Below are 20,189 nucleotides of genomic sequence, written 5' to 3'. Positions count from 1 at the left end.
ACAAGCAAAACAAACTCAAAAGAAAATCGTATAAATCAAAAAACCTTAACGATGCTAGCATCGTTAAGGTTTAAATTATAAATTTAATGTCTAATAATCTGTATCGGTTATTTAGGACGAGACAAAATCTTAGATTTTATCCTAAATATTTTTTAAGCATTTTATTTTTAGATTGATGCTTCAATCTTCTAATGCCTTTTTCTCTTATTTGTCTTACTCTTTCTCTACTTAAGTCAAAAGTATCGCCTATTTCCTGTAAGGTCATTGCTGGCTGATTTCCAATTCCGTAGTTCAAACGGATGACATCAGCTTCACGTTGAGATAATGTTTCAAGAGCTCTGTTAATTTCAATGCTCAATGAATCTCTCATCAATTGATCGTCTGGAGTAGGGGATTCTGCAGAACTTAAAACATCATAAAGATTGGAATCATTTTCACCTTCTTTAAATGGTGCATCCATAGAAAGGTGTCGTCCAGAATTTTTAAGAGCTACTTTAACTTGTGACTCACTCATGTCCAATTCTTTAGCAATTTCGATCGCAGAAGGTGGACGCTCATTCACTTGTTCTAAATGTGAAAAGGTCTTGTTTATTTTATTGATAACCCCAATCTTATTGAGAGGAAGTCTTACGACACGGGATTGTTCAGCAAGTGCTTGTAAGATAGATTGTCTAATCCACCATACAGCATAAGATATAAATTTGAAACCACGAGTTTCATCAAATCTCTTGGCTGCTTTTACCAGACCAACGTTTCCTTCATTAATTAAATCAGGAAGTTTTAAGCCTTGATTTTGATATTGTTTTGCAACTGAGACGACAAACCTTAAATTGGCATTAGTTAATTTTTCCAAAGCCGCCTGATCGCCCTCTCTAATACGCTGAGCTAACTCCACCTCTTCTTCAGCAGTAATTAAGTCTACTTTACTTATATCTTGAAGATATTTGTCAAGGGACTTAGATTCACGATTGGTGACTTGTTTGGTAATTTTAAGCTGTCTCATATATAATTTTTATATAATAGTTAATAACTGAAATCTTGCTATAATACAACATTAAACTGGGAAAGTCAAGTTATGTTGCCTTATAAGTACATCAAATTCAGTATTTTATTATATAATTAAGAATAAAATAAAAATACACCGTAAATAAAGATAAAAGTCCATTGAAAGGTTCTCACCCAGTTTCCTGTTGTCAATTTGTTAGCTGAAATTTTGATGTCTTGATTTTTTTCAATTTTTTGATGCAACGGAACAAAATAAGTGAAGGTTGTTAACCAGGTTGAAATCACGAGCAACCCATAAATTAAGTTAGCAATGGAGAATTCAAATAAAGAAATGTATAAGGCTAATCCCATTTGGATAAACATCATTGGAGCAACAACAATTGTAATTTTTGGAGTGTAGTATTTATGCCATTTAAGCAAATCGGCATTGGTATAGAATGAAAACCCCGGATAAACGATAAGCTGAACCATCCAAATAAGAACAACGAGTCCAAAATCAGCGATCATTCTTAATATATGGATATTATCGAGTAGGATATTCATTAATCTGAAAGTTTCCAATTATAGTCCTGATGAACTTTTTTCAAAATTATGAAAAAAGGAATCCACCAGACAAAGTCATTTGTGATCAATGTATAGAAAAATTCGAAAGGCACTTTTCCTTCATAGTAATTGAATACAAAACCTAAAGGACCGAATATCTTACCCAGAAAACCTACTGCAACAATAGGCCAGTGTCTTAATGGGTTATGAGAAGCCCACCAATATCCCAAACCATAAACACCTATGACCATACCCATTCCTTGCCAAATCATAGGCTGGGAGGGAAGTTCCATGCCAACAAGCTGGAAAAAGTGATTTGGAAATATAACTACCCAAGCTCCCCAAAGTAAATTATAAATGGCTGCTAATTGTAATGTTAATTTCATGTTGACAAAAATACTCAAGCAGTCATAAACAAGATTAAATATTATTTGAAATTAATTAAAAAGCGCTAAACTTAATTGTTGAGCGCTCTTTTTTATTGAAGTTGATTTTAAAAACTAATTTTCCCAATTAAATTCTGCAAACATAGTGTCAACTTCAGTTTCAGCAATATGATTCATATAATTACTCATGGTTTTCATGCCTACACCCGTTATAACTCCAGCAATATGTTCATCTTTATAACCCGCATTTTCAAATTCTTTTATAGCTGTATCTGTAGGATAGCCTCTTTCCTTGGCTACTGAGATCGCAAATTTTGAAAGTGCATCAAGTTTAGAATCTGGTAAGTCGTTTTGATTGCGCAAAGCTTCTAAAACTTCAATGGATACATGACTTTGATTCTTCGCAATAAAACTATGTGCAGCTACACAGTAGGTGCACTTGTTGTAAACAGCAACAGATAGCAAAATCACTTCTTGTTCCTGAGAAGTAAAACCAGAGTCGTTTCTGAACGTCTCATCAGCTTTGGTGTATGCAACAAGTAAAGAAGGATTGTTGGCCATTATCCTAAACATATTTGGAATTGCACCCATTTTATCTTTTGTGGCTTCCAAAATACTTTTTGCTGGTTCTTTTGCTTCGCTTATTTCTAAAAGTTTCATGTGTATATTTTTAAGTTGATAAATTAGTCCAGTGCCGCAAGATTATTGTACAAAAAAAGCCGTTACAAAATTGTAACGGCTATAAAGTGTAATTGATTGAGTTCGAATTAGCTTTTTATTTCAACTAATTCGAGTTCAAATGTTAGGTCGTGTCCAGCAAGTGGATGATTTGCATCAACAACAATATGGTCATCATTTACTTCTGCAACTCTTAATTGACGTTCTGTTCCATCAGGATTTTGAGACACTAATCCCATACCTACTTCTGGCTTTATTTCTTCTGGAAGTTGATCTTTACCGACTTGTTGGAAGAGATCTTTTCTTACTTCTCCGTAAGCTTCTTCCTTAGGTATTTCAATAGTTTTCTTCTCTGCTTCTTTCATGTTAAGAACACCAGTTTCAAATCCCGGAATAATTGTTCCTTCACCTAATGTAAATTCAATAGGTTCTCTTTCCAAAGAACTGTCGAATACTTGGCCTGTTGAAGCTAACTTTCCAGTATAATGTACTTTTACTGTGTCTTTTTCTTTAACTTGACTCATAATTTTAATTTATTGATTTCTAATTAATTAGATTTCTATTTAAATTCGATACAAAGGTAATATTTAAGATTCCAGAGCCAATTTTATAGGGGTTTAATTCAGTATTTTAAAGGAATTTTAACCTTAGCTAGGTGCCATGTTGTTGTAATTGAATTTAATTTCGTCTCAAATTAATTAAATGTTTTATGGGAGTTAATTCAAAAAAGCCAGATCAGGTCGTTTATAATGAAAATACCGAGAAGTACGAAGCTGGTCTTTTGCCTTATGCAACAAATTCAGGGGCTCCAAAAATCACTCCTACAGACTTAACAGGATGGAAGAATTCTAATGTAAGTAAAGTAAATCATCAAATTAAAACTGAATATGAGGAACTGAAAAATCAATATGAAAAGTTGATGGCTCAATTCGAATATAATAATTTGATTTATAGTGCTGAATTTAGTTTCGAACCTATTGTGGGTCAAACTTACCACTTATACGAGAAGAAAGATGAAAATATTTTTTTATCAATTATTTCTCCAAATGAATGTAACTTTAAATTTAAAGGGAGCTTTAAATTAAATGAAGATAAAATGTGGATACGGTTAGATTCTAAGAATAACAATAAGCTTTTAAATAAATAATTTGATACAAAGAGACAGACTTTCTGTAAGATACTTATAGCTAATAAGTAAGTTTGTTGTAAAAGAAAAGCCTGCTTGGTAAAAACTAAGCAGGCTTTTCTATGTTAAAGCAAATTATTTTTCAAGAATTTGCATATACCTATCGATCTTAGGTAATAATAAGATAGTAGTTCTTCTATTCTTCGCTCTTCCTTCTTCAGTAGAATTATCTGCTATAGGCTTATAATGTGATCTTCCTGAAGCAATCAATCTATCCCCACTAACCTCAAACTTATCTTCCAAAGTTCTCACAACTGAAGCAGCTCTTCTTATGCTTAGGTCCCAGTTATCAACTATATAAGAGGATTCCGCTAATTTCAAATCATCAGCATGTCCTTCCACACGTATATCCATGTTCGGTTCAGAATTTATCACTTCTGCAATTCTTGCCAATAAGTTGTATGCTTTTTTATCAACCCAATAACTTCCACTCTTGAACAAAACTTTATCTGTAAGAGTTATTCTTACAACAGGTTCTGCAACACTGACTTCAATGGCTTCGTCAGCAACTCGATCTTCATCTTTCATTTGTACTAAAAGGTTGGACTTGATATTGTAACCCACAGCCATATTGATAGAATCTTCAAGTGTTTTAGCTTCAGAACGCTGGTCAACCGGCATTTTGGAAAAAACTCTTCTTACATTAGATTTTGTGTTTTCAGAAACGACCTGACCACTTTCAGTAAGTTCAATTTTGTCTTCAGAATCGCCTTGTAATTGAGCGATCTTTTGTTTGTAAGACATCACTTCATCCTGAAGGTTTGTGTAATTATCATTGCACTCATCGCGATCGGATTTTAAATTTGAAATTTCTTCTTGAAGAGCTGTTCTTTGATTTTCAACTTGATTAAATTTCTTTTTAGAAACACAAGCTGACATTAAAACAGCAAATAAAACTGAAATAGTAGCAATTTTGGTCATAAGTAGTTAGTTTTGAGATAAATGTAATTAATTTTTTAAGAATTCCTACATTTTTTTTCCATAAGCAAGATCTCCTGCATCACCTAATCCTGGAATAATATACCCTTTTTCATTCAATCGTTCATCTATAGAACCTATCCATAGGTGTGTATCTTCTGGGAGGTAATTACTAATCAAATCAATTCCTGGCTGAGTTCCAATAACAGATAATATGTGTATTGATTTGGGTGTACCAACCTTTTTAAGAGCTTTTAAAACATTGAGCATAGAAAGTCCTGTAGCAAGCATTGGATCAACCAAAACTAATGTTTTTCCATATAGACTAGGAGATGACAGGTATTCTACGGCTATGTCAAAATCATCTTCTGAAGTTTCAGATTGCTTTCTAAACGCAGAAACAAAAGCATTGTCAGCATCGTCAAAATAATTTAAAACTCCGTTATGTAGTGGTATACCTGCCCTCAAAATCGAACAAACCACAATTTCTTCGTTTAAGCTTTCATAAGTCGAAGCACTCAAAGGAGTAAGAAATTTTTTGGTTTGAAATTCTAAAGTTTTACTCATTTCATAACTTAAAATTTCACCGATACGTTCAATATTTCTTCGGAATTTCATTCTATCATTCTGAATAGACTTATCTCGAATTTGATGTAAAAAATGATTTAAAATTGAATTGTTTTTACTTATATCATGAATTTTCATAACTATTTTTCCTTAAAAGTAATTTATTTTATACGTAGTTACCAATTGAAGTTAAGAGTTTAAAATTTGTTAATTCAAATTTAGAGTTGTTCAATAATTTGTAAATTATAGATTAATTTTAATCAAGAAATATCATGTCAAATAATGTTACTCAGAAACTAATTCAATCTCATCTTTTAGAAGGCGATATGAAAGCTGGTAAAGAGATTGGTATAAAAATAGATCAAGCACTTTTGCAAGATGCAACAGGTACACTTGTACAGTTGGAGCTTGAAGCAATGAACTTGGATAAAGCAAAAACTGAAGTTGCTGTTCAATATGTAGATCATAACCTCCTCCAGACAGATTATAAAAACGCAGATGATCATAAATTCTTAAAGTCTGCTTCACAGCGATTTGGGCTATGGTTCAGCCGTCCTGGAAATGGTGTAAGCCATCCTGTTCACATGGAGCGTTTTGGAAAGCCGGGAAAGACAATGGTTGGATCCGACTCTCACACTTGCGCTGCAGGGTCTTTAGGTATGTTGGCTATCGGTACTGGAGGTCTTGATGTTGCTGCTGCAATAGCCGGTCAGCCTTATTTTGTAAAAATGCCTAAAGTAATGGGAGTAAAGCTTACTGGTAAACTTCCAGATTGGGTGAGTGCAAAAGACGTTGTTTTAGAAATGCTCAGGCGGCACGACGTCAAAGGAGGAGTAGGAAAAGTCATTGAATATTATGGTGACGGACTTAAAGAATTAAGTGCGATGGATCGCCATGTTATAGCAAATATGGGCGCTGAGCTCGGTGCGACAACAACAGTTTTTCCGAGTGATGAAGAGACTAAACGCTTTTTAAAATCTCAAAATAGGGAAGAGGACTGGACAGAATTACTTGCCGATGAGGGTTGTGAGTATGATTTTCATGAAGAAATAATCTTGGATAATCTTGTACCTCTTATAGCTCTACCGACGAGCCCTGGTAATGTTGTTCCAGTTTCTGAAGTTGCGGGTAAACCGATAAGCCAGGTGGTCATTGGATCATCTGCAAACCCAGGATTACGAGATTTCTGGATAGCAAGCGCTATTGTAAAGGATAAAAGTGTAAGTCCTGAGGTCAGTTTTGACATCAATCCGACTTCCAGACAAATCATGCAAAACATGATTGAAAACAAAACATTTGGTAATCTGATCAAGTCCGGAGCAAGATTTCACCAATCTGGCTGTATGGGATGCATCGGTATGGGACAAGCACCAGCCAGCGGCACTATCAGCCTAAGAACAATGCCTCGTAATTTCCCAGATCGAAGTGGAACTAAAGATGATCAAGTTTATCTCTGTAGTCCAGAAACCGCTGCAGCCTCTGCGCTCATGGGTAAGATTACAGATCCCAGAGATTTGGAAAAAGAATTTGGCATGAAGTATCCAAAATTCGAATATCCAATTTATGAAATTATAAATACAGATATGCTTGTAGCTCCAGTAGACGATAGTGAGACTACTGAACTTGAAAAAGGGCCGAACATAAAAACTTTACCTGAAATACCTGAACTTCAGGAATCTTATAAAGTTCCAGTTTTACTCAAGATGAACGATAATATTTCTACTGATGAAATTTTAAAAGCAGGAGCAGAAGTTTTGCCTTTCAGAAGTAATTTGCCAGAAATAAGTAAATATTCATACATTGTGATTGATGATACTTTTTATGATAGAGCCATGGAAACAAAAGATTCCAGAGGAGGTCATATAGTTGTCGCTGGAGAAAATTACGCTCAAGGCTCTAGTCGTGAGCATGCTGCTTTAGCACCAAAATACCTTGGACAAGTTGCCGTCATTGCGAAAAGTTACGCAAGGATTGCCTGGCAAAACCTAGTGAATTTTGGAATTTTACCTTTAGAATTTGATAAAGATTCAGACTATGAGTTAATAGATCAAGGGGATGATATTGAACTTAAAGATGTTATCAACTCAGTAAAATCAAACAAACCAATTGAAGTTTTAATTCATAAAGCTAATGGTGAAACGAAAGCGATTACAACCAAACATACCCTTAGTGGAAGACAAATTGATATTTTAATAAAAGGTGGAATCATAAACGATTTTAAAGAAAAACTCTAGATTATCTGTTATTTCTCAAACAAAAAAAAGCGCTCAAATGAGCGCTTTTTAAATTTTAAACATTAAAATCTAAGGAAGCTTAGCATCTTTAGAATCCATTTCCTGCAATTTCATTAAATCATTGATACCTTCTACTTCAATAACTTTTTTACCACGCATAGCTATTGAATGCAATAAAACCTGTGGATTGTGAGTTAAAATTTTTAAAGCCTGATTCTCATCTAATTCAGGATTGTCACTTAAAGTTTCTTTGACTAAGGAGTGATCTGTATTTATCAATTCTGAAGGATTTTTATCCAATAATGTAGCGATTTCCGCCCATTGAGTTTCTGTAAGCTTGACTTCTTCCAGATTAATCAAAACTTTATCTGCTTTGGTAGCCTCTGCTACAGCAATGCTCTGTTTTGCAATTCTATTATCTGGATGATAATATAGTTTTAATTCTCTATCATTTTTTGCTATGACTCCCATATCTTTGTTACTGATGGTTAATATTTTTTTCTAAAATAGTCATTAATCAAAGGGTCTAATAATATTTAGGAATATTTTGAGGTTTAAAACACTTAGTTTTTTGAACTTACCAACAAAAGAAATATAAATGCAGGATCAGAAAATAGCAATAGTAGGTGCAGGTCTTAGCGGACTTGTAGCCGCAATAAATTTAGAACAAGCAGGGTTTAAACCAGAATTATTTGAAGCAACAGATCGGGTAGGGGGACGTGTGAAAACCGATTATAAAGAAGGCTATACTTTTGATCATGGATTTCAAGTTCTGTTAACACAGTATCCGGCTACTCAAAAATACCTGGACTATGATTTACTGCAGTTGCAGCATTTTTACCCTGGTGCCATCATATACAATAATGGAAAACAAGACAAGATAGGAGATCCACTAAGACGGTTAAGTTTATTATGGCCAACTCTCACCTCAAAAATTGGTAGTGTAGCGGATAAACTCAAGGTGCTTAAGCTAAATACAGAACTAAAAAAGAAATCATTTGATGACATTTTTCTAGCTAAAGAAAAGACTACTCTACAGTACTTAAAGGATTATGGGTTTTCCGAGGACATTATCCGTAACTTCTTCAAACCTTTTTTTACAGGAATTTTTCTGGAACACGAATTAAAAACGTCGTCCCGCAAATTTGAATTTGTCTATAAAATGTTTGGTGAGGGCAGTACCGCCATTCCAAAAAAAGGAATTCAAGCCATTCCCAATCAATTGATGGCTCAGCTCAAACACACAAAGACTCACTTTAATACCCCTGTAAAATCAATTCAGGATCAAAAAATTAAGTTTGAAAATGGAAAAGAAGAAGATTTTGATTTTGTAATTGTTGCAACAGAAGCATCCCAGTTGATATCAAACCTGAACAATCAGCAAACCCTCTGGAAAAGTGTTGATAATTTTTATGTATCTGTCAAACAACGCGTTTTTAAAGAACCAATGATAGCACTTATTGCAGATGAGGAATCATTAGTAAACAATATATATTACACCTCAAAAACCAATGCTGATGAGCACCTGTTGTCGGTAAGTATTGTTAAACCACATCACCTATCGATGGAGGATTTGAAATCTAAAATCACAAAGGATCTGAAAACCTTTGCTGGTATTGATACCATAGAATTTAAGCAATTTTATCACATTGAAAAGGCCCTACCAATAATGCAATCCGTCAATTATATGTTACCAAAGTCTGAAACTCAATTAAAGGATCAGGTATTTTTAGCAGGTGACCATCTGGCGAACGGCTCCATTAATGCAGCAATGCTAAATGGTGAATCTGCAGCTCAAGCAGTAATTGCAAAAATAAAAGATGGAATCATTAACTTAGGCTAGCTCAGAATTCGGCATTATACTTGAACTATTAAATGAAAATTGAAGATGAAAGTAAAGTTAAGTAACCAGATAAAGATCAAAAGTTTAGTAATTCTATTGCTAAGTTTTATAATTGCTTCCTGCGGAATTTCCCGAGATGCTACAGCCGAAGAAAATGAAAGATTGGAGCAGCTCTTACAAGATAAATACTTTGAGTTTGATTTACGATTCGCTAGACCACTGCCAACAAATTCTTTAACCCAATTGGCCAATGCGGGATTGTTTAGGCCTGGAGATAACGCATCACAAATCAATTTACAAGGATCCTCAGCGGTTTTTAAATTTGAGGGAGATACTGTAACAGCCAATTTACCATTTTTTGGTGAACGACAGTTTGGAGGCGGCTATAACTCAAATACAGGGATTGAATTTAAGGGTATCCCTAAAGATTTAAAGATTACTAAATATGATAAAAAAGATCATTATCAGGTGAATTTTAACATCAGGGAAGATTCTGAAAGCTATCAGGTTAATTTAACAATTTATCCAAGCCTAAAAGGAACTATCAACATCAATAGTTCACAACGTTTTCCAATGCGTTATGAAGGCTCAGTTAATATATTAAAAGTTCCTAAAGAAGAGTAGATAAAGATTAGGAAAGAAACTTCAAATTCAGGTAACTTCTATTTTACATAATATAAATTATAATACAAATGTAAGGTATAGAGATTTGAAGTGTTAGTCATTAATCAATTTTATTTCATTCCAAACACCATGCAATGCTGCCACGGCAGATTATCAATATTTTCGATCAGTTCAAAACCAGCAGCTCTCATTTCCTTGACGGCCTGAGCTTCTGACATTTTGTGTAAACGTTTAATCGGCACTTGTGGATCTTCAGCCCGGTATTCTATCAAATAGATTTTACCGTTCGGTTTTAAACCTCTTTTTATGGAAGCCATCATTTCTACAGGAAACTCAAACTCGTGGTACACATCCACCATCAAGACTTTATCTACTGCATTTTCAGGTAACTTAGTGCTTTTTTCAGTGCCTTTAATCAATTCAATGTTAGTTTGATTAAGCCTGTTTTTCTTTTTCTCCATGGCATTCAGCATCTCCTGTTGTATGTCCACGGCATAAACTTTACCTTCACTTACTTTTGGCGCTATTTTAAACACATGATAACCCGAACCCGCGCCAATATCGGCCACTACATCCTTGGATTTTAAATTCATATTTTTTAAAAGCGTGCTGGTTTCTTCTTCCTGTTCCCGCTCAGAACGTTCCAGCCAGGACATGCCCTGATAGCCCATCACATGGGAGATTTCACGACCTTTATACCATTTTCCAATGCCGTCAAAACTCCCACTTTTGAAAGTATAAACAGATCCATTGGAATCGTTTTGACTATGGCATGAATTGACTGGCAATATCAAAGTCAATAATAAAAATGAAAAGACTATTTTCTGAAGCTTCATATTTTAAGTTTTCCTCTAAATTAAGAACTATTCGCCTAAGGCTTATTAAGCATACTATAAATGTGAATTAAAATTTATTTATTACGGTGAAATATTAAGATTCTATGCTTAATCAAAGTCATGAATGCAGAAGGGATTGCAAAAAAAAACTGGTTCAATTGGCTTTTTACAATTCACAAAATCCAAGTAAATATGTTAATGATTCTGCAAGATAAATTTTTAGAATATATATTCGCTTTTTATTCATTTTTAAGTTAACTTTTGGAACAGATAAAAGCTTATTTAGATCGATTGGTAGATATCTCAGATGAAGATTGGGATTATTTTACCTCCAAATTGAAACCGCGTTATTTTCAAAAAAAATCTGTGTTTCTGAAACTCAATGAGGTTGAGAATCATATTTCATTCATAGAATCTGGTGTGGTGCGTTTATATATCCCCAAAGAAGATCCAGCCAAAGAAATTACTTTTGGATTTTGTTTTAAAGATGAATTTGTCAGCGCTTATGACTCGTTTCTGACGCAAAAACCTTCCGCCTATCAATTACAAGCGCTTGCAGCTACAAAAATGCTGAGCATCACTTACGAGGATTTGCAGTTGGTATACAAGCATACACAACTCGGGAACCTTATTGGTCGACTTACTGCAGAACAGTTATTTTTGATCAAATCCAAACGAGAACAACACCTTCTCAATTTATCTGCAGAACAACGTTATTTGAATTTATTTAAAGAACGACCAGAACTTTTGCAAGAAGTGCCTTTGAAATACATCAGTTCTTACATCGGCGTTACTTCTCAAGCTTTAAGCCGCATTCGAAAGCGCTTATAACACTTATTTTATTGACTTGGGTTCATTGTTTAAGGATAGTCTTCAGCCTACCTTTGTTAAAAAAAATTATGTGGATTCTTCTGTTCGTAACCGTGCTATGGTACGGAGGTTTATTTTTCCAGTCGTTCTTTTTGCATCGATACGCGGCGCATCAGGTCTTTACCATGTCAAAAGCTATGGAACGTGTAACTTATGTATTGACTTGGATTTTTCAAGGTCCAAGTTACTTAAGTGCTTATGGCTATGGCATTATGCATCGCATGCATCACGCTTATACCGATACCGAAAAGGATCCTCACTCCCCTTCTCACGATACTAATTTATTTGCTATGATGTGGAAAACAAAAACCATATATCAGGACATCAATACCCAACAAGTAGAAGTGGATTCAAAATTCACCAAAAATATTCCACAGTGGAAAGGTTTTGATCTGTTTGCTAGTTCACGAGTGTCGCGTTTGTTGTGGGTAGCTGCTTATATAGCATTTTTCGCATTTTTCGCCACAACCTGGTGGGAATGGGCTTTATTGCCTATCACATTCATGATGGCACCTATCCATGGCGTGATCATCAACTGGTTTGGACACATCTTTGGTTATGTAAATCATCAAATGAAAAATACCAGTAAAAACCTTTTTCCCTTTGATTTCTTAATGATGGGTGAAGGTTATCATAACAATCATCATAAACATGCTAGCAGCGCTAATTTTGGAGAAAAATGGCACGAAATCGACATTACTTATCTTATTATTCGTGTTTTAGATTTTCTTGGGTTGATCCAATTGAAACCAATTAAGATTAAAAATTGAAATTCACCTTTGTAGTATTGTCATAGCCGTATAGTTTAAAACGTTTGAGTTCTATAAACAAAAAATCACTAGATAAACACTAGTGATTTTTTTAATTGTTTTGTATGTAAAACTAAGTTATTAGGTTATGCTTCTACATTTTCACGTTTGGCCATCCTAAATATATAATTAGGATAAATAGATCGCTTGGCAAAGCGATTTAGCTTATTGCTGTTGATCATTTTTATAAAAACGGGTTTTGAAACTCCGAAGTATTCGTAAGTCACGCCATCCATAAAGGTAATTTCTAATAACATGCCTTTATGTTGAAAGTCTGCGATGCCAGAATTAATAGATTCTGCATATTGTTCTGCATTGGCTGAAATGGTTTCCGGTGCAATACTAACGAGAAAGTGATAACCGTCAATAATTCTTCTACTTTGAATTTCAGCTTCAGCTTGACGATCGTCACCTGCCTGAAATTTATCGGGATGCCATTCTTTTACTAGGTCTCTGTAAGCCTTTTTCAATGGCTTTAACTCAATTGTATTCTCAACTCCAAAGAGTTTTTTGTATTCATTAATTCGCTTCATCACTAAAAATATTTAAGTCTGCAAAATTACGACTAAATAACGCCTGAAATACATCTATTTTAAAGTCTTGAAAATATAATCTTAAGCCTTGTTTTTAGCGGTAACCTTCTGCCTGTAATTCATACAATTCAGCATACAATTGTGGGTTAGCTAAAAGTTCTTCATGCGTTCCCATTTCCAAAATCTCTCCGCCTTGAAGTACTAAAATCCGATCAGCCATTCTAACAGTTGAAAAGCGATGAGAAATAATGATACTAGTGCGGTCTTCGGTTAAGGCAATAAATCGCTGAAAAACTTCAGATTCTGCCCTAGCATCTAGTGCTGAAGTGGGTTCATCTAAAATAATAATCGGCGCATCAGACATGTAGGCTCGTGCCAAAGCGATCTTTTGCCATTGCCCGCCGGATAGCTCTGCGCCTTTTTTGAATCGGCGCCCTAAACCTTGTTCGTAGCCCTCGGGTAAACTCTCGATCACGTCATTGGCCAAACTTTGTACTGCAGCGTTTTTGATTTTTTCAGTATTGTGTTCTTCATCAATATTGCCAACCGCAATATTAATTTTTGCCGTTAAGTAATACTTGACGAAATCCTGAAAAATAGCGCCCAGCATTTTTTGATAATCTTGCTTGCGATACTCTTGCACGGGAACTCCGTCCATCAAAATCTGTCCTTCCGTCGGCTCGTACAATCTAAGAAGTAATTTAATCAAAGTAGTTTTTCCAGCCCCGTTCTCCCCTACCAAGGCTAATTTCTCTCCTTTTAGTAAATCAAAAGAAATTGAGTTCAATACATTTTTTTCGGATTGTGGATAGCGAAAACTTACGTTTTCAAAACGAATGCGATCTTTAAACTCTGTAGGAGCTTCTCTAAAAGAATCTGAACTAGTATTGCTGAAATCCATATCCACAAATTCGAAGTAATCCTGAAGGTACATTGCACTTTGGGTAATGTTGGAAAATCGGGAAAACACAGTTTGCAGTTGACCTCTCAGTCGACTGAACGAACCTGCCAAAAAGGTTAAATCTCCAATAGTAACAAACCCAGCAACAGCTTTCAAAACTATAAATATATAAGCTCCATAATAGGCCAGATCTCCTAAAATATGGAAGGTTCCACCCCACAAGCTTTTTTTGATAGCTAGCTTTCGGTTGGCTAAATAATACTTATCGGAAATTCGTTTAAACGTATTGCTGATAAAATCAGCTAAACCAAACAATTTGATCTCTTTGGCTGTAATATCACTGGCCCCAATCATTCGCATATAGTCCAATTCGCGGCGTTCTGGCGTCCAGCTTTTTTGAAGAGAATAAGTCGACTGACTGTATTTTAACTCATTAATAAATGACGGAATAATTGAAATAACGAGCAGCAAAATCAGAATAGGATAAAAATAAATCAGTCCGGAAATTAAAGAAATAATGGTAATGATATCTTGAATTTGTGACAAGACATTTGACATTAAAGTGACCCGACTCGTCGTTTGTTGTCTGGCACGTTCAAGTTTGTCGTAAAATTCAGAATCTTCCAGACTTGCCAGTTCCACTTTAGCCGTTTTCTGAATTAATTCTATAGAAGAAGAATTGGAATATAAATCGCCGAGCAATCCATCGGTAAGACCGATTAATCTATTGAAAACGTCACTAATAATCGCCAAAAACAATTCAATACCGATAAGCCAATACAAGCGATTTAATTCTTTTGTATCCAGGTCAACCTGAAAGATGACTTCATCAATGATTTCCTTCCCTACCCATAGCAGCGCAATTGGAATTAAAGATTTGAGCAATCTCAAAATCACATTAGCAATAAAAAGCCCAGGATTGGTTCTGTAGACTTTTCCTAAAAATCTGGGAACAAACTTTAAAGAAGAAAAATTGCTTTTTTTATTGCGTGGTTTAGCCATAAATGGATTATCAATTGTATTGTGAAATTTAAAGCAAAGAACACAAAGCCTATGGCAAAGGTATGAAAGTCAAGAGCATTTCAACTTTACTTTATGTTTTGATACATCTTTAAGGAAAAATAAAATTCAATTAACCGACTAATTATTTGTTCAAAAACTCAACAACTCAAAAACTAAGTAATTAAATTTAATCACATCTTCCACATTCAGTTTACCGATTCTCAGATGCCTTGTATCTAACAGTCTTGCTTCTTAAAATCAATTATGAATCAAGAATCCTGATGCGGACTTTTTTAGTTTTCAATCTGGAGTTGTTTAATTTATCTACTAAGGCATCAGCCATTTTTGATGGAACACCAACAAATGCACAGTCTGGTTTCAACTCTATAGTCCCTAACTGATCCTTATTGAGCCCGCCTTGCTTAAAGAATAATCCTGCAATATCTCCTTTTGAAATTTTGTCTCTTCGACCTCCAGAAACAAACAGGGTTTCCCAGTGTCTGGGTTTTAGAGTAGTTTTTTTAGAAATATCCGCTTTTTCAACCTCATTAATAAATTCAGGTAAAGCCTCGCGTTCCCATTTTAAAATATACGCAGTTCCTTCAGCATTGACTCTTGCTGTTCTCCCGTTTCTGTGAATGAATTCTTCCTCGTGACGTGGGAGTTCATAATGGATAATAAATTGCATCTCAGGAATATCGATTCCTCGAGCTGCAAGATCGGTTGCCACTAATAGCTGTGAACTTCCGTTTCTGAATTTGATCAAAGCTCGCTCCCGGTCTTTTTGCTCCATTAACCCAGAAAAACAAGTATGACTTATATTATTTTGACTTAAATACCTACTCACTTCGTCAATGCTATCTCTCAAATTACAGAAAACAATACCCTGACTATTGCCCAGATGCCGAACCAACTCCACCAAAGTTTTTAGCTTATTCTGAGAGGGCGAAACTACAGTTTTAAGACTCAGCTTAGAATTGATTTTTCTATCTAAATAGTTGATGACATTAGGTTGATCCAAACCAACGAAATTTGGAATTTTCACCCCTTGAGTTGCTGAAGTCAATACTCGTCTGTTAAGATTTGGCAACTGATTTATGATCGCTTTCATGTCTTCTTCAAAACCCACTTCCAGGGATTTATCAAATTCATCCAGAATTAGTGTTTCGATACTTTCTTTAGAAAATTGATCACGATTAAAATGATCCAGAATTCGTCCTGGAGTTCCTATAAGAATAGCGGGATTATGTTTGATTTCAATTTTATCTTTGGAAACAGGTCTTCCTCCATAAACCGCATTGACTTTGTAACCTGAACCCATCGAGCGAATCACTTGTTCTATTTGAATGGCGAGTTCTCTGGAAGGCACCAATATTAAAGCCTGAACATCTTTAGACTCTGGATTCAAACTATTCAAAACAGGTAATGAAAACGCCAAAGTCTTTCCGGTTCCAGTTGGAGACAAAAGCAGGGTATTTGCCTTATTTTCAATTAAAGGGATAGCTTCAGCCTGCATAGGATTTAAAGACTGAATATTTAGTTTTTGCAGAATTTCTTCCTGAGACTTTATTGAATTTGCCATTGAATATTATTTTTTTGAAGGTTCTGTTTTTGTATGCTCAGTCTTAGATTGACCTAACTGATAAGCAAGTATCTTATCAATGAGTTCTTCTTTGGTTAAATGATGAAATACTGAATGGATCTTTTCTTTAAATTCAGCTGAAATCTCCCGATTGGGTTTGGTTTTGAATATTTTTTTAGCCCATAATAAAGTATTGTTTTCCTCAAGACTTTGAGGATCTGCTTTTTTTATTTCATTGAACTTTATTCCTAATTCCTTTTCAAATTCAGCTACCTCTAAGACTTCATCTTGTTGTAAAATAGTCAAAGAAAGTCCTTCTGCTCCTGCTCTAGCCGTACGTCCGCTTCTGTGAACATAAGCATCATAAGTATCGGGCAAATGGTAATTGACCACAAAAGAAACTGCTTTTATATCAATGCCGCGAGCAGCTAAATCAGTAGCGATCAAAATATCAATATGCCCTTCTCTGAATTGTCCTAAAATACGATCTCTTATTCCTTGAGTGAGACTTCCGTGAATAGCACCTGATGAAAATTTATTTATGGCTAACTTTTTTGCCAATTTGTTTACAGCTGCTTTAGTTTTACAGAAAATAATCCCCCGCTGCCTAGCCCTAGAATTTAAAAAATGCAATAACACCTCCAATTTCTCTATTGGCTCAACAACAACATATTGGTGCTCAATCCCTTGATGGCCTTTAGTAGACATCCCTACTTCAATTTGCAATGCATTCGAAGACATGAAGTCGTGTACCACTTGCTTAACTCTTCCCGAAAGAGTAGCCGTAAAAAGAAAAGTTCTATTGGATTTAGGAAGCATTTTTATGATTGAATCTACTTCTGCTTTCAGAGCAACCAGCATTTCGTCCGCTTCATCTAAGACCAAATGTGTAATCCGACTTAAATCTATAGCTTTTCGTTCTACAAGATCCAATAAACGGCCAGGTGTAGCTACTATGAAGGATGGAGCATGTTTTAACTCTTTTATTTGAGGATTTATAGGCGTACCACCAGTTAAAGAGACCATCTGTAGTAAATCCAAATACTTAGCATATGACTCTAACTGTTTATAAATTTGTTGAGCAAGTTCTCTAGTGGGAGCTAAAACAAGGACCTGCACCTCACTAGCTTTTTGATTCAGTAACTGAAGTAAAGGTAAACCAAAAGCTGCTGTTTTTCCTGTTCCTGTTTTGGATAAAACGACGAGGTCCTCGCTCTGGTTTAAAATATTAAGAATGGTTTTCTCCTGAACATCAGTAGGTATGGTGATCTGTAAATCAGCTAAGCTTTTTAGCAATGACTCATTTATTCCTAATTCTGAAAACTGCTTTAACATGAAAAAATTTTTGCAAAGGTAAGACTTTGTAAGCCTTTAAAAACGTTCAGGACAATAATGAAATTAGCTAGTTGTCAATTTTAGTATAGTTGTGTATTCGTATAATCGAATATTAGGTAGCTAAAAAGTCAGGAATAAATATCATCGTAAAAAATATTTAGTGTCTAATTATCCTTTCATGTCATTTCATGCACTAATTTAGTTTTTTACCGAATACACGATTTTCAATTCACGAATGATCTGGACTTGAATCTAAAAGTCCTGATTCTTAGTTCAAAACGGTCAACGCTATTTAGGGAAAGTCATCAGTCTTACAGCCCAATACCTAAAACCTACTACCTACTTAGACATTAAATCTAAAATTCATAATATCACCATCTTTCACAATATATTCTTTGCCTTCCACATTCAGTTTTCCTGCATCTCGAACTTTAGCTTCACTACCATAACTTACAAAATCATCGTATTTAATAACTTCTGCACGTATAAATCCGCGTTCAAAATCAGTATGAATCACTCCCGCTGCTTGAGGTGCAGTCGCTCCAACTTTTACAGTCCAGGCTCTCACTTCCTTTTTTCCAGCCGTGAAATAGGTCTGTTGATTCAATAATCTATACGCCGAACGTATCAATTTTCCAGCCCCAGCTTCTTGCAGACCAATGTCTTCCAGAAACATGGTACGTTCTTCATAATCATCCAATTCAGCGATATCCGCTTCAATGCCAACAGCTAAAACCAAGACTTCAGCATTTTCACCTTTTACAGACTCTCTCACGTGTTCCACGTGAGCATTGCCGTTTACGGCAGAACCCTCATCCACATTACACACATACATGACAGGCTTGTCTGTGATCAATTGCATAGGCCTTACGTAATCAGCTCGATCTTCTTCCGAAATATCCAAAGCTCGAACAGAAGTTCCACTTTCCAATCCGATTTTTAGAGCTTCCAAAACACCCATTTCACGCTGCGCTTCTTTGTTTCCAGTTTTGGCGGCACGTTTAGTCTTTTCCATTTTTTTCTCAACCGATTCCAGATCTTTCAATTGTAATTCAATATCGATGGTTTCTTTATCCCGAATCGGGTCGATATTTCCGTCCACATGCACAACATTATCGTCGTCAAAACAACGCAACACGTGCAAGATTGCATCGGTCTCTCTTATGTTCCCAAGAAATTGATTACCAAGTCCTTCGCCTTTACTAGCACCTTTTACCAAACCAGCAATATCAACGATTTCCACTGTAGCTGGCACAACTCGCTCTGGATTTACCAACGACTCTAGCTTTTCCAACCTCGGATCTGGCACGTTGACCACTCCAATATTGGGTTCTATCGTACAAAACGGAAAGTTCGCACTCTGCGCTTTTGCATTGGATAATGAGTTAAATAAAGTGGATTTTCCAACGTTGGGTAGGCCTACAATTCCTGCTTTCATCTATTTTTATTATTTGTTTTAGATTGTAAGATGTAATTCGCCAAAATTCATTTCAGTCAAAATAAACTTATAGAATATGGCTCATTTCATAGTGTGTAATCTTAAAATTTTTTAAGTTGCAAAGCTAAGGTTTTTTGGCCACTTCACATTAGCTTTACTTTTATCAAATTCAGTAGATCATATTTTCCTTTTCTTCTGATTTTGATACTGCTAAGCTTGATGATATATACCAGTAAGCTTAAAAATCACATTTACCTATTCCTTCATCTGGTCTTTTAAAATTTTTCTAAAAGTTTTTAGGACAGATTTTATTATTCAATTTATTTATGGAGTTAGTAGATGTCTTTTTATCCCCCTTACCATATAGGCTTTTATGCACTACCTCTTCAACATCTTCAGGGCTACTTCCTACTAGAAGAATACAGAGGTGACGGGATAATTCTCAAATGTTTAAGTCAAAAATCATTAAAAAGGGTCATAGCCATGACATCTTATACTAATTTGGACTATACTATCGTAATTTATTTTTTAGGTATAATATCTGCTTGTATTCGGCAGACAGGATGACGCACTAGCCCGATTATCGTCATTTAGGTGGGTATTTTTATAGATACCGTACATTCTATTAGGGAAACAACTTGTCTCAAGAATCGTATTAAATATCACTTGTGTTTAGCCTCGAATTGTGATTTTTGAGATAGTTTTAAATCGTGATTGCGATTATCTACCTCTTTTGTCTGTTTTTAGACTAAGATATCAGGGCTCTGCCCCTCGATATAATCAGACGTTGTGTTTATTACCAGGATTTGAGGGCTCTACCTTAGCATTAATATCTTTGTTTTGGTTACATTTATACTTCAGCGCCGCAAATAAATAATCTTTTATAGAGATTAGTATTT

The 20,189-nt window shown here is 35.1% G+C and carries 20 protein-coding genes; 6 read left to right on the top strand and 14 right to left on the bottom strand.

The features are described from left to right. Positions 1-136: 136 nt before the first annotated feature. The 5 genes from LB452_RS10635 to LB452_RS10615 all read right to left on the bottom strand — a co-directional run bounded on the left by LB452_RS10635 (position 137) and on the right by LB452_RS10615 (position 3,136). Positions 137-1,003: a sigma-70 family RNA polymerase sigma factor gene (locus LB452_RS10635; protein WP_224454289.1), complete on the bottom strand. Its 867-nt coding sequence runs from the start codon at positions 1,001-1,003 to the stop codon at positions 137-139. 116 nt (positions 1,004-1,119) lie between these two features. Further along, complete coding sequence (locus LB452_RS10630) at positions 1,120-1,548, bottom strand: hypothetical protein (protein WP_224461721.1); 429 nt, start codon at positions 1,546-1,548, stop codon at positions 1,120-1,122. Continuing rightward, positions 1,548-1,934, bottom strand: a complete 387-nt coding sequence (locus LB452_RS10625; protein WP_224461720.1) for an alkyl hydroperoxide reductase — start codon at positions 1,932-1,934, stop codon at positions 1,548-1,550. Before LB452_RS10625 ends, LB452_RS10630 begins: the two co-directional genes overlap by 1 nt. Before the next feature lie 114 nt (positions 1,935-2,048). Continuing rightward, positions 2,049-2,594, bottom strand: a complete 546-nt coding sequence (locus LB452_RS10620) for a carboxymuconolactone decarboxylase family protein (protein ID WP_224461719.1) — start codon at positions 2,592-2,594, stop codon at positions 2,049-2,051. Positions 2,595-2,701: 107 nt separating this feature from the next. After that, positions 2,702-3,136 carry an FKBP-type peptidyl-prolyl cis-trans isomerase gene (locus tag LB452_RS10615; protein ID WP_224461718.1) on the bottom strand — a complete coding sequence of 145 codons (435 nt, stop codon included), beginning with the start codon at positions 3,134-3,136 and terminating at the stop codon, positions 2,702-2,704. A gap of 185 nt (positions 3,137-3,321) precedes the next feature. Here LB452_RS10615 and LB452_RS10610 point away from each other — a divergent pair, with 185 nt between their 5' ends. Beyond that, a complete protein-coding gene (locus LB452_RS10610) occupies positions 3,322-3,759 on the top strand; it encodes a DUF2452 domain-containing protein (RefSeq protein WP_224461717.1) in 438 nt (145 codons plus the stop codon). Between the two features lie 114 nt (positions 3,760-3,873). Here the strand turns inward: LB452_RS10610 and LB452_RS10605 are convergent, their stop codons facing one another. Next, positions 3,874-4,719: an OmpA/MotB family protein gene (locus LB452_RS10605; RefSeq protein ID WP_224461716.1), complete on the bottom strand. Its 846-nt coding sequence runs from the start codon at positions 4,717-4,719 to the stop codon at positions 3,874-3,876. A gap of 45 nt (positions 4,720-4,764) precedes the next feature. Next, entirely contained in the window at positions 4,765-5,421 is a 657-nt protein-coding gene (gene upp / locus LB452_RS10600) for a uracil phosphoribosyltransferase (protein ID WP_224461715.1), read from the bottom strand. Between the two features lie 134 nt (positions 5,422-5,555). Between upp and LB452_RS10595 the strand changes: the two genes are divergently transcribed. Beyond that, complete coding sequence (locus tag LB452_RS10595; protein ID WP_224461714.1) at positions 5,556-7,517, top strand: aconitate hydratase; 1,962 nt, start codon at positions 5,556-5,558, stop codon at positions 7,515-7,517. A 69-nt stretch (positions 7,518-7,586) separates the two neighbouring features. Here LB452_RS10595 and LB452_RS10590 read toward each other — a convergent pair whose 3' ends face one another. Beyond that, positions 7,587-7,988, bottom strand: coding sequence for an arsenate reductase family protein (locus LB452_RS10590; RefSeq protein ID WP_224461713.1), 402 nt, complete (start codon positions 7,986-7,988; stop codon positions 7,587-7,589). A gap of 127 nt (positions 7,989-8,115) precedes the next feature. Between LB452_RS10590 and LB452_RS10585 the strand changes: the two genes are divergently transcribed. Next, entirely contained in the window at positions 8,116-9,360 is a 1,245-nt protein-coding gene (locus LB452_RS10585) for an NAD(P)/FAD-dependent oxidoreductase (RefSeq protein ID WP_224461712.1), read from the top strand. Between the two features lie 45 nt (positions 9,361-9,405). Continuing rightward, on the top strand, positions 9,406-9,984 hold the full coding sequence (locus tag LB452_RS10580) for a DUF4251 domain-containing protein (protein ID WP_224461711.1): 579 nt from the start codon (positions 9,406-9,408) through the stop codon (positions 9,982-9,984). Positions 9,985-10,094: 110 nt separating this feature from the next. Here LB452_RS10580 and LB452_RS10575 read toward each other — a convergent pair whose 3' ends face one another. Then, on the bottom strand, positions 10,095-10,820 hold the full coding sequence (locus LB452_RS10575) for a class I SAM-dependent methyltransferase (protein ID WP_224461710.1): 726 nt from the start codon (positions 10,818-10,820) through the stop codon (positions 10,095-10,097). A 261-nt stretch (positions 10,821-11,081) separates the two neighbouring features. On the opposite strand from LB452_RS10575, the gene LB452_RS10570 reads away from it, so the two are divergent. Beyond that, positions 11,082-11,651: a Crp/Fnr family transcriptional regulator gene (locus LB452_RS10570; protein ID WP_224461709.1), complete on the top strand. Its 570-nt coding sequence runs from the start codon at positions 11,082-11,084 to the stop codon at positions 11,649-11,651. A 68-nt stretch (positions 11,652-11,719) separates the two neighbouring features. Further along, the gene (locus LB452_RS10565; RefSeq protein ID WP_224461708.1) at positions 11,720-12,460 is read left to right on the top strand and encodes an acyl-CoA desaturase; all 741 of its coding nucleotides are present in this window, start codon (positions 11,720-11,722) and stop codon (positions 12,458-12,460) included. A gap of 125 nt (positions 12,461-12,585) precedes the next feature. On the opposite strand, the gene LB452_RS10560 is transcribed toward LB452_RS10565, so the two are convergent. The 5 genes from LB452_RS10560 to ychF form a co-directional block, all read right to left on the bottom strand. Beyond that, on the bottom strand, positions 12,586-13,032 hold the full coding sequence (locus tag LB452_RS10560) for a KTSC domain-containing protein (protein ID WP_224461707.1): 447 nt from the start codon (positions 13,030-13,032) through the stop codon (positions 12,586-12,588). 94 nt (positions 13,033-13,126) lie between these two features. Further along, on the bottom strand, positions 13,127-14,935 hold the full coding sequence (locus LB452_RS10555) for an ABC transporter ATP-binding protein (RefSeq protein WP_224461706.1): 1,809 nt from the start codon (positions 14,933-14,935) through the stop codon (positions 13,127-13,129). 262 nt (positions 14,936-15,197) lie between these two features. Further along, positions 15,198-16,517, bottom strand: a complete 1,320-nt coding sequence (locus LB452_RS10550; protein WP_224461705.1) for a DEAD/DEAH box helicase — start codon at positions 16,515-16,517, stop codon at positions 15,198-15,200. 6 nt (positions 16,518-16,523) lie between these two features. Beyond that, positions 16,524-17,852 carry a DEAD/DEAH box helicase gene (locus tag LB452_RS10545; protein WP_224461704.1) on the bottom strand — a complete coding sequence of 443 codons (1,329 nt, stop codon included), beginning with the start codon at positions 17,850-17,852 and terminating at the stop codon, positions 16,524-16,526. A 343-nt stretch (positions 17,853-18,195) separates the two neighbouring features. Then, complete coding sequence (gene ychF / locus LB452_RS10540) at positions 18,196-19,290, bottom strand: redox-regulated ATPase YchF (protein WP_224461703.1); 1,095 nt, start codon at positions 19,288-19,290, stop codon at positions 18,196-18,198. Positions 19,291-20,189 lie beyond the last annotated feature (899 nt).

The organism is Psychroflexus longus, assembly GCF_020164595.1.
In the GTDB taxonomy this organism is placed as follows: domain Bacteria; phylum Bacteroidota; class Bacteroidia; order Flavobacteriales; family Flavobacteriaceae; genus Psychroflexus; species Psychroflexus longus.
Note: the sequence above shows the minus strand (reverse complement) of the source record. Positions and strands in the feature narration are given on the sequence as shown.